A 13,763-nucleotide genomic window follows, 5' to 3' on the forward strand; every position below is an offset into this window, starting at 1 on the left:
TGTCATCCCGAGCGTAGTCGAGGGACCTTTGAAATAATTTCGAAATATATGAATCCTAAGATTTCTCAGCCAGAGGGTTGGCATATAGATCACTTTCATCTTCACCTGATCGTGGCTTTAAACATTGAAAGTCTTTTTCGATCAAAATAGATAATTTCTCACTATCATTCAATAAGAATTCCTCTCTTAAACTTACCTGATCGGTTGTGGCCCAGGTACTGGCAAGACTTTGTGGTACACAGACTGTAATAAAATGATTATCATATTTAGCTGCTATGTTTTCCCGCTCTTCAGCTTGTAGTGCGTAGATCAATTGATTGTTTCCAAAGCTAATGCTATCGCTTACGATCTGATCAGAAACGAATTCTTCCACTTCTGATTGAGAAAGTCTTAAGCGTAAGCTATTTCCTTTAATACGTATTTTCATCACTTAATTTCTTTTGTTGGTTTAATTCAATTCGATGTTCTCCAGTGTATATATTATACTTTTTGTCTCTTAAGAAGCCAACCAAGGTCATATTGTACTCATCTGCCAGTTTTACTGCTAAACTCGAAGGAGCACCTACTGCCGCTAATAATGGAATGCCTGCCGCTGTAGATTTTTGCACCAGCTCAAAACCCACTCTACCACTTACTACAACATAATATTCGTGCAATGGAATCATATCCTCTGCCAAAGCCGCACCTATTAGTTTATCCAGTGCATTGTGACGACCAATATCTTCACGAAGTAATTTTAATTCGCCTGTCTGATCAAATAAAGCAGCTGCATGCAATCCTCCGGTATGCTCAAAGACATCCTGAGCCGCTCGCATCTTCTCCGGAGCAGCAAATAGTATATTTTCTGCAATCTTGAGCGGACTGTCAATTTTTTTGCAATAAAACGAAAGTGCCTCTATAGACTCCTTCCCACACACACCACAGCTGGATGAGGTATAAAAATTTCGTTCTGTATTTGCCAGATTTACCGTCACATCGGGTTGAAGGCATATTTTCACCACATTACCTCTTTCCTCTTCACTCTTTACCTGTTCGCAATGGAATATTTGTCTAACTTGATCCGCACTTTTGATAAAGCCTTCTGTAAACAAAAAGCCGAGAGCTAACTCCAAATCATGACCGGGTGTTCGCATAGTTACTGCAAGGCTTTTCTCTTCTCTGTGCTGTGCGTCACCAAATTCTAATCGTAGTTCGAGAGGCTCCTCTACTGCTAGTAGGTCGGTTTTTCTTAACTCCCCGCTTTCTGAGCGCTTCAATATTTCTACACCTGCTACCCGATGTTTTTGCATAATATAAAGTTAGCCAAATCTCAGGAATATGATTCTTGACGATACAATTTTGACCTGAACAATCTGTATATTTAATGGTTTTTGAATTTTTAAATATAATTAGGCGTTTACCTAACTCACGAAATACAACTCAAATCACAATATGAAAAGTCGCTTTTACACGTTTTTAGTATTACTTATATCCTTTTCAATGGGCATGGTGGCCTGTAACGAAGATGATACCCCAACTCCAGATACAGATCTCACTCTAGAGGAAGAAATTAATTCATGGATTTTTGATGTTATGGACGAGGTATACTTTTGGACGGCTGAGATTCCAGATAACGTTAATAAAAAGCAAGATCCATCAGATTATTTTAGGGAATTATTATTTAATGGGGATCGATTTTCAGGTATTGTACCTGATTACCAGGACTTAATTAACTCGCTAAACGGTATTACCTTAGAAGCTGGTTATGAATTCTATCTAATACAGGAGACTGGCACTGATAATATCGTAGGCCTCATTAAGTACGTAAAAACAGGTAGTCCTGCAGATGAAGCAGGTCTGCAGCGAGGCGATTTGATTACGGCTGTCAATGGACAATCAGCCACAACGAGTAATTATCAAACCGTATTTGGACAGGTATCTTCAGACCACACGCTCTCTTATGCCCGATATAACAAAAGCAGTGACACTTATGTAGCACAAAATGATGTTGATTTAGACGCTGTTCAATTCGCTGAAAATCCAATACTCCTGGATACTGTGCTCAACGTTTCATCTAAAAAGATCGGCTATCTTGTATACAATTTCTTTTCGGCTGGTACCAATAATACCTATGACAACGAACTAAATGCGACATTTACAGATTTTAAATCAGATGGTATTAATGATCTGGTCATCGATTTGAGATATAATAGTGGAGGATCGATAAACTCGGCTACTGTATTAGCCAGCAACGTAGCTCCTGATGTAACAACCACTGATATTTTCTACAAAAATCAATGGAACGAACTTTATACCGACTTCTGGCAAAATGAACCCAATGGAGAAGAACGCTTATTTGGCTATTTTAAAAACCTGACAAGCAGCGTTGGAAGTAGTATTGGGGGTAATGTATATATTCTGACAGGTAGCAACACTGCTTCTGCAAGTGAGTTGGTCATTAATGGTCTCATTCCTTATATGAATGTTACCATCATTGGTGAAACTACTGTTGGTAAAAATGTTGGATCTATTCCTTTTGAGGATACAGATAATGAAGACAATAACTACGGCATATTACCAATTGTAATTAAACTGGCTAATAGTGAGGACTTCTCAGATTATGGTCAGGGTTTTACGCCTCTAGCAGAAAATAAAATAAGAGAATTAGATTTTAGACTAATACAACTCGGTGATGTAAACGAACCACTTTTGGCAAGAGCTATCGAGCTTATTGCCGGAACGTCTACAGGAGGACGTAAAGCAGCAAGAGTGAAAAATGAAGTAACCTCACTTGGTAGTTCGATAGACAAACATCTCAGATCGAACAGAGCGGTGCTCTCACCACTCAAAAGAAAGTAAATTGTATCAAAACAACGGAAAAGGCTTCAAAATTGAAGCCTTTTCCATTTATTCTACTTTTCCAGCAAGCGTATCCCTGTGCTCATTGAGCAACTCTCGCAAGTAAAATCCTATATGTGAAGCAGACTCAAATCCAGCTTTTTTTGCCGCTGCTTCCTGCACTTCTTCAGGCTGGTTGGCACCTGCAGCATAGCTTTCTAAGCTTTTATAGCCACCAATCGTAAAAACATCCCACTTAAAGCCATTTTCTCTTACAAAAATTAAATTACCTGCCCTCCCAGTATCATTGAGGTATGTATTTTCCATCTGACGCTCTTTAAGCAACTCCTGCTGTTTCCCCCCTAATGAAAGAAACATTTCTATATGAAAAAACGAATGAGGTTCGAAAACAGCCTTAAACTCCTCTAAAGAAGGTCCTGAAACAAAGGCTTCTTCTTGCCGGGCAATCAGGTCATAATAGCCCGAGCCGTATGTTCTTTCTAAAATCTCGGCCGATTTACCATTGAAATACTCATTGTACGTAGCAATAGGTACAATAAGCATCAAATCCCATTGGTCTCCCTGACTATGTCTTAATAAATAACCTTGCTCACCTCCGTTCTCAACAATTTTGCCCAGATCAGATTTAAGTTTATCGATAAGTGATGGTAGGCCTCCCGGTGTCGCTCTTACTATCACCGTCTTATACAGTTGATCTTGCTGAGCAAAAACACCATTGGTTGCAGCAAATAAAACCAGTAGAAGCAATAAAACTTTAAACGCTCTTTTCATACCTATTAACTTAATCCAGTGATTTTACCATTGTTATCGATATCCATACCTTCCGCTGCAGGTGTAGCCGGTAGGCCTGGCATTCTCAACATATTACCAGTAATAGGTATAATAAAGCCTGCCCCGGCTGCAATTTCTATTTCTCTCACTGTAAGCGTAAAGTTCTCCGGACGGCCTAGCCATTTAGGATCATCGCTAAATGAATTTTGAGTTTTCGCAATGCAAACTGGCTTATCATTTAAACCTATACGCTCAATTTTCTTAAGATTTTGCTTGGCTTTGGGCAAAAACTCCACGTCTTTGGCCCCATATACTTTTCTGGCTATAGCTTCTATTTTCTCTTTTACACTCCAATTCCAATCATATACAGGTTTGTATTTAGCATCACAAGACTCAACAGCCGCTACAACCTCCTCGGCTAGTTTAGTTGTACCTTCACCTCCTTTTTCCCAACCATCACAAAGGGCAACTCTCACGCCTAGTTCTTCACATCGGTTAACTACAATATCAATTTCATCCTGAGTATCAGAGACAAATCTGTTTATTGACACTACGGGTGGCACACCATATGCTTTTACATTTTCGATGTGTTTTTCAAGATTGGCCAATCCACGGACTAAAGAAACAGTATCAGGCGATTTTAAATCTTCCAAAGCATGCCCACCATGGTATTTGAGGGCTCTGATAGTTGCAACCAGCACTACGGCTTTAGGCGAAAGACCGGAATAACCACATTTGATATTGAGAAATTTTTCTGCCCCTAAGTCAGCTCCAAACCCGGCCTCTGTTACTACATAATCGGTTAGAGAAAGGCCCATTTTTGTGGCAATCACAGAATTGGTGCCTTGCGCTATGTTAGCAAATGGCCCACCGTGTATAATAGCCGGATTACCCTCTAATGTCTGTACAAGGTTTGGTTTTATGGCATCTTTTAAAAGAGCGGCCATTGCCCCTTGTGCATTCAGATCTCTGGCAAAAATTGCCTCACCATCATAAGTATCTCCAATGTAGATATTCCCTATTTTCTCTTTGAGGTCATCAATATCTTTGGCTAAACATAAAATGGCCATAATCTCAGAAGCCGCTGTGATATTAAAGCCTGTCTCGCGCATCATACCTCCGGCTTTGCCACCCATACCACTTACTATATTTCTCAACCCTCGATCGTTCATGTCCATCACCCGTTTCCACTCAACTGTACGTGGGTCGATGTTGAGGTTGTTCTTCTTTGTTTGAATGTTATTGTCAATTAGCGCTGCCAGCAAATTATTGGCCTTTTCTATGGCTGCAAAATCACCGGTAAAATGTAAGTTGATATCTTCCATGGGTACCACCTGTGAGTATCCGCCACCAGCAGCTCCTCCTTTCATACCAAAAACAGGGCCTAAAGAAGGCTCACGAATCACCACGGTGGTTTTTTTGCCTATTTTGTTAAGTCCTTCTGTGAGTCCGATAGAAGTGGTGGTTTTTCCCTCTCCAGCTGGTGTCGGGGTCATAGCTGTAACCAATACCAAATTACCTTTTTTTACTTTTTCCTCATCAATGAGGTTTAAGGGAAGTTTGGCTTTATAGTTGCCATACATTTCCAGGTCTGACTCATTTACATTTACAGATTGAGCTATTTCTTTTATATGCTGAAGTTGTGTTGATTGGGCTATATCCAAATCTGACTTATACTGTGTATTAGTAGTCATAATCTTGTTGGGTCTTTATTTTTGCAGCTAAAATTAACGATGTATCCTTAAATAGTCGACTTATTTTAGACTATTGTGGATATCAATTGCAAACGATTGTAAATGGGAGTCTTCAGGTTTAAGCAGTTTGACATACAGCATGATAAAAATGCCATGAAAGTAGGAACTGATGGGGTAGTTTTAGGTGCCTGGGCAGATGTTCCCGGGGCAAAAAGAATTCTTGATATTGGTAGCGGAACCGGGCTCATTGCAATGATGTGTGCTCAGCGCAACCTAAATGCTCAAATAGATGCAGTAGAAATAGACTCAATAGCTTACTCGGAAATGGTCAGTAATTTTAAGCGTACACCATGGCATAATAGGTTAAATGCTTTTGAAGGAGATATCAAGGATTATCAAACAGCAGATGGGTATGACCTGATCGTAACTAATCCGCCATTTTTTGTAGCAGGCACATCTGCACCTGACCTGAGCAGAGGAAGGGCGAGACACACATCACACCTTTCACCTGAAGATCTGGTGATGCATATTATCAGACTCTTAAATGTAAATGGAAAAGCCTGTGTCATCCTACCTTATGCTGAAGGAAAGGATTTCACACAGATGTGCAGAAAAAAAGGCTTACACCTAACAAAAGAAACTTCTTTTCTACCATATGCAGACAAACCGACTGAGCGCCTGCTTTTACAATTTGAAAATGAGCCCAAAAATTTGGTGCAAAATACCATCGTTCATTATAACGAAGATCGCTCCTGGCATGAGTCTTATAAGACACTTACACAAGCTTTTCACCCCATGTTGTGATTATCAACCGCAGTTATCAAAAAGAAATAATTAATAGTGAATAATATTTAATTAAACTATATTTGATCAAGGTAAGACGTCAGTTTATATCCAAAGGAGTTTCAAAAAGTGCTAAAAAACCAACGAAATTAACTTTGCATTGAAATCCCGTCAACCCATGATTTATTAACAATTATTATTTTGAAATGAACATTTTTGTAGCAAAGCTTAATTACAGGACAACAAGTGAAGAGCTTCAGAAGCACTTCGAACAATTTGGAGAAGTATCATCTGCTAAAGTGATCTTTGACAGAGAAACCCAAAGATCAAAAGGATACGGTTTCGTAGAGATGCCAGACGATGAAGCAGCAAACTCGGCTATCAGCCAGCTTAATGAAAGCGAATTTGATGGAAGAACTATAGTAGTAAAAGAAGCAAGACCTAAGTCAGAAAGCTACTAAGACATAAAATATCATATAAATGATTACAAGGCTACCCTATTGGTAGCCTTTTTTATTTCAACCCTCCTCCTTCCTAACCCACTTTTAACAAAATAATTATTCATTGTTTAAACTTTAATGTTTAAACATCGTTTATTTGTGCATAAATCAAATCAACAAATAGACATGAAAAAATTAACACTTACACTTATGGCCATAGCAACTACAGTAGCTGTATTTGCTCAGACCACCTGGAATCTTGACAAGTCTCATTCGAACATCGGCTTTGCGGTTTCTCACATGGTAATTTCAGAGACAGAAGGTAACTTCAAAGATTTTGATGCAACGGTTACAACTACAAAAGACGACTTTAATGGCGCTAAAGTGAATTTTACTGCCGATGTAAATACCATCGACACTGACAACGAAAAGAGAGATGGTCACTTAAAATCAGATGATTTCTTTAGTGCTCAGAAATACCCTAAAATCGTGTTTGATGGTAAACTTGTAAAAAAAGGTGAACAATATGAGCTTGTGGGCGATTTCACTATGAAGGGTGTTACCAAGCAAGTAAATTTCCCGGTAAAATATAACGGTACAATTAAAGATCCTTATGGAAACACAAGGGCGGGTTTTAAGGTTAATGGTATGGTCAACAGAACTGACTATGGGCTGAAATGGAATTCTTTAACAGAAGCAGGTGGCATGGTTGTTGGCGAAGAAGTAGATATAACTTGTAATGTAGAGATTATAAAAAAAGGTTAATATTGCGGTGGGGTTTTGGACCCCACCCCTTAACTTTTTGACTTATCATGCGAATTGAAGACGAAATAAAACAGGACAAATTTCATAGTGAACAGCAAAAAGTAACAATCAACTTACTTTATACTTCCAGCTGGATCACAAACAAGCATAAGGAGTTTTTTAAAAGCTATAATATTACTCCTCAGCAGTATAATGTGCTACGTATTTTACGTGGCCAACACCCACAATCAATTTCAACCTCAGCCATAAAAGATCGTATGCTCGACAGAAATTCTGATGTTTCTCGCATAGTCGATCGACTCACTACCAAACAGTTGGTATCTAAGAGTACTTGCCCAGATGATAGACGCCTCGTTGATGTTGTAATATCAGATAATGGCCTCCTTTTACTTAAGAAAATGGATAAAGCGGTAGAAAAGCTTGATACCACCGTAAACCTTAATGAGGAAGAGGCCAAAAAGCTCAACGAACTACTTGACAAGGTAAGGTCGTAAATACACCCTTCATATAGTTTCTAATCATTACAATTATCCTTTATTGTCATAATAAAGGCCACTCTACCCTTCTGCAGTAATTTTTCTGTCAATAGCGCTATCATAGATGCAACCAATGTTTGCTATCTTGCATCTATGGTCTGAGAACGCACCAATGACATTGAATATACACAGCTCTACCGAAGAGTCACTTATATATAAATGCCGTAAAAAAAATGGCAAAGCACAAAAGGAACTGTATGAGAAATACGCTCCTAAGATGCTTGGTGTGTGTATACGTTATGTCAAAGATGCTGATCAGGCAGAAGACATTATGATTGCTGCTTTCGTAAAGATTTTTGAGAAAATCGACCAGTTTAAAAGCGAAGGAAGCTTTGAAGGGTGGATAAGAAGAATCATGGTGAACGAGTCTTTGACTTTTATAAGAAGAAACAAGGGCATGTACCTTGAAGTTGATATAGAAGCTGCCGACCGTGAACCAGATTACAACACACTAAGCGATCATTTGGAGACCGAAGATCTTTTAAAGATGATCCATAGTTTGCCTACTGGCTACCAAACGGTTTTTAACCTATATGCCATAGAAGGTTACAGTCACAAAGAAATTGCGCAGCAGTTGAATATAAGTGAAAATACATCGAAGTCTCAGTTAAGCAGAGCACGATCTCTTTTACAAAAACAACTGCTAGAAAGAGAGAAGTTGGATAACGAAAAAATTAAAAGCTATGAGTAATCAAGAACTTGATAATCTATTTAAGAAGAAGCTCAATAAGCTTGAAAAAGCTCCTAAGGCAGATGCCTGGGATAAAATACAAGCCCAAACTAACGGCAAAAAAGCGGGTTGGCCATATTTAAGAATAGCTGCCGCCATTTTAATCTTGTTCACGCTGGGTGCTATTTTATGGGTTTCTATAGATCAGCCAATTGAGCAACCAACAATGGCGGATAAGAAAGTTGAAAATAGCAACACTAAATCTCCCATTGACGATGATTCTATAGACCAGGAAGAATTAATGGCTGAAAATGAGGAAATAAATACTGTTTCTGAAAATGAGGAAGACGATACCGTCACTGACCAGGATGCGCTAAAACAACATATCAAATCTAATCCGACACCTAAGGAAAAGATTGAGGCACCAGTTCAAAAAAAGGCAGAAACTACTAAAGTTGAGCCTGTACAAAAGATTGAAGAACTAGCTGTGGAAAAAGAAAATATTGCAGCAGTTGAAAAGTCGGATGCAACCTTAGAAATAGAAAAAGCATCTACACCACAAGAGGAACAGGAGGTAAAGTCGGGTACTACATTAGAATTTGACATAAGTGAGTTTACCAAAACTCAGACTTCAGTAGCGCAGGCAAATTCAAATCAAACTAAGTCTGATAGTCCGCAGGCAACGGATGAAAAAGGCTTAAGCAAAGTACTTACTGTGATGAAGGACATAAAAAGTGAAGCCGGCCTCGGGAATTTGAGGGAAGCAAAGAATGAGATTTTGGCCCTAAACTTTAAAAAAGATAACAATGGCTCTAAATAAAATAGCAACAACGATTCTTTCACTGGTAATAGCAGGTGCTGCAAGCTTACCTGCTATTGCACAGGAAAAAACCGACTCTTTGATCTTAAACGTAGGGAAAAGTAAAATCATCTTTCTCATTAATGACAAAGAGGATTTGAAGAGTATGCAGGAATATGATCTCAATGAGATTTTAGACCACCTTAGTCTGAGATTGACAGGAGACTCGACAATCATAAAATCTAACGGCTCTACTCTAAGTGATACCACCGTGATTGTAAACCGTGAGGAGCAGGTAATTAATGAGCCGGAAGAAGAAGCCAAAGAAGTGGAAGTAGTTTATCACTATGATAAAAGACGAACAAGAACTAAACACTCTTTTAATTTTGATATCGGCACGAACAATTATGTGACAGAAGACGGCAAATTTCCTGATGAGAATAACGAATTATATACGGTAAAACCATTTGGATCATGGTACGTGGGTATTAACTCAATCTACAAAAGCTACATTGGAGGACCACTTTATCTGGAATGGGGCGGTGGAGTAAGCTGGTACAACTTCAAATTTGAAAATACCCGCACCCGTCTCGAAGATACTGATAACGGAGCCGTTTTCTTCGAAGACCTGGATCCCGACCTTGATTTTGACAAAAGTAAATTAACGGTCTTTTATGGTAATCTATACATGGTGCCGATGCTACAATTTGGCAAAGGTAAAAAAGGTCGCTCACAAAGCTGGCGGGGTCTATGGAATGATGACCGAGGTGGGTCCTTCAGAATAGGTGCCGGAGGTTATATAGGCTATAAACTCGATAGCTACACCAAGTTTGTGATAGACAAAGATGATGATGACAAAGTGAGAAATCATGACAACTTCCATCTCGAAAACCTCCGGTATGGCGCCCGACTACAAATGGGTTATCGAGGTACAGATCTATTTCTCAATGTCGATATCAACGAACTCTTTATCGAAAATAAAGGTCCAAAACTACACGCCTTTAGCTTCGGCATAATACTCTAAAACTTACTGAATATCAACCACTTAATTATCACTAATACTGATAAAACAGAAGAACTATGTCTAATTTAAAACAACTACTCAAGATGAAAACAACACGACTACTCACTGCAATGGCGCTTATGATGGCGCTGTCATTCAACGCTTTTTCTCAAAATGAGGATGATGACAAAAAAAGAAAGAATTATGGTACATACAATGACTTTGGTATTGACCTGGGAATCAACAATTATCTGGAAGATGGTAAGTCGCCAGATGAAAGCAATGCATTATATTCAGTAAAGCCATTTGGCTCATGGTATGTAGCACTCAAGTCAATCAATAACACTCACATTTCGGGTCCTGTAAATCTGGAATGGGGTGGTGATATAAGCTGGTATAACTTCAAGTTTCAAAATGCAGCCGTAATACTAAACGAAGGCCCTGATGGAGTTGAATTTTCTGAAGTATCTGGAGATTTTGACCCTGTAAAAAGCAAATTGACCGCAGCTTATGTAAATGTAAGTCTTGTGCCCATGCTCAAATTTGGTGAAAGCAACAGAACTCGCGACAAATTTGATTGGTGCGACTGGAATCATGAAGGTGGATTTAGAATCGGGGCTGGTGGCTACGCAGGTTATAAAATAGCCAGCTACACCAAAACTGTAAGAGAAATGGATGGTGATGACAAAAAAGACAAAGACAAGGATGGTTTTTACCTCAATAACTTCCGCTATGGGGTAAGAATGCAAATGGGCTACAGAGGTGTAGATTTATTTGTGAATTACGACATCAACGAATTATTTGCTGAGGGTCGTGGTCCTAAACTCAATGCGTTTAGCTTCGGTGTCGTTCTCTAAACACTGCTAACGCAAAACAGCCGCAAATTCGCGGCTGTTTAATTTTTATATTAAGGTTCTAAATCATCATTACTCATATCGTAAAGAATCGGCAGGATTAGAGCGAGCCGCCCTTATAGTCTGAAAACTCACTGTAAGCCAGGCTACCACTAAAGCAAACCCACCCGCAACTATAAATGGCCACGGTTTGATCGGGCCCTGATAAGCAAAATTATCCAACCAGGATTCCATGCCGAAATAAGCCACTGGCCCTGCTAGTACCAAAGCTATTAATACTAAAAAGGTAAAACCTCTGGTAAGTAAAACCAACACCTGTAGCACAGTAGCACCCATTACTTTCCTGATACCTATTTCTTTAATTCTACGCTCAGTGATAAATGAAGCCAAACCAAAAAGACCTAAAGCAGCGATAAATACAGCAAGTAGTGAAAACCACGTTACCACTTTTGCCAGCCGGTCTTCACTTTCATATTGGTTGCTAAACCGGTCGCTCAACTCATAAAAATCAAATGGAAAGCCCTCACGCAAATAAGACCATTGCTCTTTTAAATAGCTCTCAACCTCATCTTTCTTACCTATATCATATTTCACAATTACAGAACGTGCTCTGCCATTGGTAATTAAAAATGCAATTGGCGCAATACTTTGGTGTAGAGACTCAAAATGAAAATCCTTAACCACACCAATGATTTGCCCGTTTCTATTGCCATAACGAAACGACTTACCAATCGCTTCTTCTGCAGAGTCCCAGCCTACACCTCTTACAGTGGCTTCATTTATTACAAATGCCTCTAATGAATCGCTTGCCAAATTGGGATCAAAATCACGCCCAGCCACAAACTCTACTTCCAATGAACTTAGATAAGTATGATCGATGTGCACATCGGCTATTCTAAAGGTCAGGTTTCTCATATCACCATCGACCTCTGCTGATGCACCTTGTGAGTCGAGTAATCTTCCTGAAGGCACACGGCTAGCCAATGTCACTGATTTAATGCCAGGCTGTCTTTCAAACCTGGTTTTGAGTGTTTCGAAATGATTATAAATCGTGTCGCTACTCGGCAGCACCATGGTATGATTTTGATTAAAACCAAGGTTCTTTGTTCGCATATAATCTAACTGGCCTTGTACAATACCAACGCTTGTAATGAGCGCGATAGAGATAAAAAACTGTAGTACAACTAGTGCTGAGCGTAAGTTAAACTTTTGGCCGGTCGATTTATGGGCACCTTTAAGAACAGACGCTGCCTGAAATTTTGAGAGAAACAAAGCAGGATAACTTCCTGCAACCAGACCAACGAACAATACCACTCCTACCATGAGTAAGAATATGAAGTTATTACCAATAAAATCTAAGCTCAACTGCTTGCCGATAAATTCATTGAAATACGGCAAAACCAGAAATACCAGGCCCAGCCCTACTACCAATCCTAAAATCGCAAAAATGATTGACTCCATCATAAATTGCCGGATTAAGGCACTGCGATAAGCGCCCATCACTTTGCGCAGACCGACTTCTTTGGCTCTTTTGGTAGATCTGGCCGTAGCCAAATTCATAAAGTTTATGCACGCTATTATTAAAGTAAATATTGCAATGGCACCATAGATGTATATATAAGCTATATCACCGTTGGGTTCAATCTCAGAATCGAGGTGTGAGTGCAAATGAATATCGGTAATTGGCATGAGGTGCAACCTATTAGTCTCCGAGGGTTTTCTACCCTCATTCATTTGCATGTGTTTATCAAAGAAACCACCAAACTGAATTTCTAATTCTGCAGGGTTATAACCTTTGGGTAAAAGCAGGTATGTGGCATAGTTGTTACTCCCCCAATTTTGCATCATATTCTCCCGACCAAAAGCTCGTTCTATGGTGGCAAAAGAACCCATAATATCCCAGGTAAAGTGAGAATTAAGGGGTACATCTTTGGTTATGCCAGTAACTTTTAATGGAAATGACATACCAAAATTATTAAACATCAACTCCTTACCCATCGCATTTTCTTCACCGAAATACTTTTTGGCGGAAGATTCTGTGAGCACCACAGTTCCAGGTTCTACCAAAGCGGTTTCAGGGTCACCTTCTATGAGATCCCAGGAGAAAACTTTGAATACATTGGCATCAGCCAGGTAAAACTTATTTTCTTCAATACGCTTATTCTCATACACAATGAGTGGACTGTAGGCTGAGCCTATCCTTACAGCTTCTTCTATAATTCCTTCAAAGTCGTTTTGTAATAGAGGGCCAAAAGGAGGAGCACAATGACCCAGATGCAAACTAGTTTCACCTTCAGCGTTGAGCCATTCGCGAGATACACGATAGATTTGGTCTGATTTTGTATGATATTCATCATAACTCAGTTCATCTTGTACAAAGAGTAAAATAAGGATAGTAGCGGCCATACCTACGGCCAATCCAAAAATATTAATGAAGGCGTAGGCGCGTTGCTTCGCGATTGTGCGAAAAGCGATTTTGATATAGTTTTTTAACATGGTAGTTGTTGTTTGATGTGTTAATGACAGCCTATATGAGAGAGGGTTGCTTAGGTAAGACTCAACATTTATATAATGGTTACACCTTTTATCATAAGAAAAGACTACCCAAAG

General features: G+C 39.3%; 14 protein-coding genes. 9 read left to right on the forward strand and 5 right to left on the reverse strand.

Annotated elements, in window-relative coordinates; all coding sequences use genetic code 11:
• Window positions 1–55: 55 nt before the first annotated feature.
• Both E1176_RS14885 and fdhD read right to left on the reverse strand, forming a co-directional pair.
• Window positions 56–427, reverse strand: a complete 372-nt coding sequence (locus E1176_RS14885) for a DUF7009 family protein (protein ID WP_155211442.1) — start codon at window positions 425–427, stop codon at window positions 56–58.
• Window positions 411–1,289, reverse strand: a complete 879-nt coding sequence (gene fdhD / locus E1176_RS14890) for a formate dehydrogenase accessory sulfurtransferase FdhD (protein ID WP_155211444.1) — start codon at window positions 1,287–1,289, stop codon at window positions 411–413. Before fdhD ends, E1176_RS14885 begins: the two co-directional genes overlap by 17 nt.
• 142 nt (window positions 1,290–1,431) lie before the next feature.
• Between fdhD and E1176_RS14895 the strand changes: the two genes are divergently transcribed.
• Window positions 1,432–2,838 (forward strand): S41 family peptidase, encoded by a 1,407-nt coding sequence (locus tag E1176_RS14895; protein WP_155211446.1) that lies wholly within the window; start codon window positions 1,432–1,434, stop codon window positions 2,836–2,838.
• A gap of 48 nt (window positions 2,839–2,886) precedes the next feature.
• Here the strand turns inward: E1176_RS14895 and E1176_RS14900 are convergent, their stop codons facing one another.
• Both E1176_RS14900 and E1176_RS14905 read right to left on the reverse strand, forming a co-directional pair.
• Entirely contained in the window at window positions 2,887–3,609 is a 723-nt protein-coding gene (locus E1176_RS14900) for a hypothetical protein (RefSeq protein WP_155211448.1), read from the reverse strand.
• A gap of 5 nt (window positions 3,610–3,614) precedes the next feature.
• Entirely contained in the window at window positions 3,615–5,303 is a 1,689-nt protein-coding gene (locus E1176_RS14905) for a formate--tetrahydrofolate ligase (protein WP_155211450.1), read from the reverse strand.
• 102 nt (window positions 5,304–5,405) lie between these two features.
• Between E1176_RS14905 and E1176_RS14910 the strand changes: the two genes are divergently transcribed.
• The 8 genes from E1176_RS14910 (at window position 5,406) to E1176_RS14945 (ending at window position 11,156) form a co-directional block, all read left to right on the forward strand.
• The gene (locus E1176_RS14910) at window positions 5,406–6,107 is read left to right on the forward strand and encodes a tRNA1(Val) (adenine(37)-N6)-methyltransferase (RefSeq protein ID WP_155211452.1); all 702 of its coding nucleotides are present in this window, start codon (window positions 5,406–5,408) and stop codon (window positions 6,105–6,107) included.
• Window positions 6,108–6,292: 185 nt separating this feature from the next.
• The gene (locus E1176_RS14915) at window positions 6,293–6,547 is read left to right on the forward strand and encodes an RNA recognition motif domain-containing protein (RefSeq protein WP_155211454.1); all 255 of its coding nucleotides are present in this window, start codon (window positions 6,293–6,295) and stop codon (window positions 6,545–6,547) included.
• 165 nt (window positions 6,548–6,712) lie between these two features.
• Window positions 6,713–7,291 (forward strand): YceI family protein, encoded by a 579-nt coding sequence (locus E1176_RS14920; protein ID WP_155211456.1) that lies wholly within the window; start codon window positions 6,713–6,715, stop codon window positions 7,289–7,291.
• 47 nt (window positions 7,292–7,338) lie between these two features.
• On the forward strand, window positions 7,339–7,785 hold the full coding sequence (locus tag E1176_RS14925) for a MarR family winged helix-turn-helix transcriptional regulator (RefSeq protein WP_155211458.1): 447 nt from the start codon (window positions 7,339–7,341) through the stop codon (window positions 7,783–7,785).
• 115 nt (window positions 7,786–7,900) lie between these two features.
• Complete coding sequence (locus E1176_RS14930; RefSeq protein ID WP_343030546.1) at window positions 7,901–8,518, forward strand: RNA polymerase sigma factor; 618 nt, start codon at window positions 7,901–7,903, stop codon at window positions 8,516–8,518.
• Window positions 8,511–9,317: a hypothetical protein gene (locus E1176_RS14935; RefSeq protein WP_155211462.1), complete on the forward strand. Its 807-nt coding sequence runs from the start codon at window positions 8,511–8,513 to the stop codon at window positions 9,315–9,317. Before E1176_RS14930 ends, E1176_RS14935 begins: the two co-directional genes overlap by 8 nt.
• A complete protein-coding gene (locus E1176_RS14940) occupies window positions 9,304–10,320 on the forward strand; it encodes a hypothetical protein (RefSeq protein ID WP_155211464.1) in 1,017 nt (338 codons plus the stop codon). The genes E1176_RS14935 and E1176_RS14940 overlap by 14 nt, the downstream gene beginning before the upstream one ends.
• A gap of 56 nt (window positions 10,321–10,376) precedes the next feature.
• Window positions 10,377–11,156 (forward strand): hypothetical protein, encoded by a 780-nt coding sequence (locus E1176_RS14945; protein ID WP_155211466.1) that lies wholly within the window; start codon window positions 10,377–10,379, stop codon window positions 11,154–11,156.
• Window positions 11,157–11,225: 69 nt separating this feature from the next.
• On the opposite strand, the gene E1176_RS14950 is transcribed toward E1176_RS14945, so the two are convergent.
• Window positions 11,226–13,649: an ABC transporter permease gene (locus E1176_RS14950; protein ID WP_155211468.1), complete on the reverse strand. Its 2,424-nt coding sequence runs from the start codon at window positions 13,647–13,649 to the stop codon at window positions 11,226–11,228.
• Window positions 13,650–13,763: the final 114 nt, after the last annotated feature.

This window comes from Fulvivirga aurantia, assembly GCF_009711475.1.
In the GTDB taxonomy this organism is placed as follows: Bacteria; Bacteroidota; Bacteroidia; order Cytophagales; family Cyclobacteriaceae; genus Fulvivirga; species Fulvivirga aurantia.

Coding starts and splice junctions, on each gene's coding strand:
- E1176_RS14920 (WP_155211456.1), top strand. CDS start 6,713: ATGAAAAAATTAACACTTACACTTATGGCCATAGCAACTACAGTAGCT.
- E1176_RS14950 (WP_155211468.1), bottom strand. CDS start 13,649: ATGTTAAAAAACTATATCAAAATCGCTTTTCGCACAATCGCGAAGCAA.
- fdhD (WP_155211444.1), bottom strand. CDS start 1,289: ATGCAAAAACATCGGGTAGCAGGTGTAGAAATATTGAAGCGCTCAGAA.
- E1176_RS14900 (WP_155211448.1), bottom strand. CDS start 3,609: ATGAAAAGAGCGTTTAAAGTTTTATTGCTTCTACTGGTTTTATTTGCT.
- E1176_RS14910 (WP_155211452.1), top strand. CDS start 5,406: ATGGGAGTCTTCAGGTTTAAGCAGTTTGACATACAGCATGATAAAAAT.
- E1176_RS14935 (WP_155211462.1), top strand. CDS start 8,511: ATGAGTAATCAAGAACTTGATAATCTATTTAAGAAGAAGCTCAATAAG.
- E1176_RS14930 (WP_343030546.1), top strand. CDS start 7,901: ATGTTTGCTATCTTGCATCTATGGTCTGAGAACGCACCAATGACATTG.
- E1176_RS14895 (WP_155211446.1), top strand. CDS start 1,432: ATGAAAAGTCGCTTTTACACGTTTTTAGTATTACTTATATCCTTTTCA.
- E1176_RS14885 (WP_155211442.1), bottom strand. CDS start 427: ATGAAAATACGTATTAAAGGAAATAGCTTACGCTTAAGACTTTCTCAA.
- E1176_RS14945 (WP_155211466.1), top strand. CDS start 10,377: ATGTCTAATTTAAAACAACTACTCAAGATGAAAACAACACGACTACTC.
- E1176_RS14915 (WP_155211454.1), top strand. CDS start 6,293: ATGAACATTTTTGTAGCAAAGCTTAATTACAGGACAACAAGTGAAGAG.
- E1176_RS14925 (WP_155211458.1), top strand. CDS start 7,339: ATGCGAATTGAAGACGAAATAAAACAGGACAAATTTCATAGTGAACAG.
- E1176_RS14940 (WP_155211464.1), top strand. CDS start 9,304: ATGGCTCTAAATAAAATAGCAACAACGATTCTTTCACTGGTAATAGCA.
- E1176_RS14905 (WP_155211450.1), bottom strand. CDS start 5,303: ATGACTACTAATACACAGTATAAGTCAGATTTGGATATAGCCCAATCA.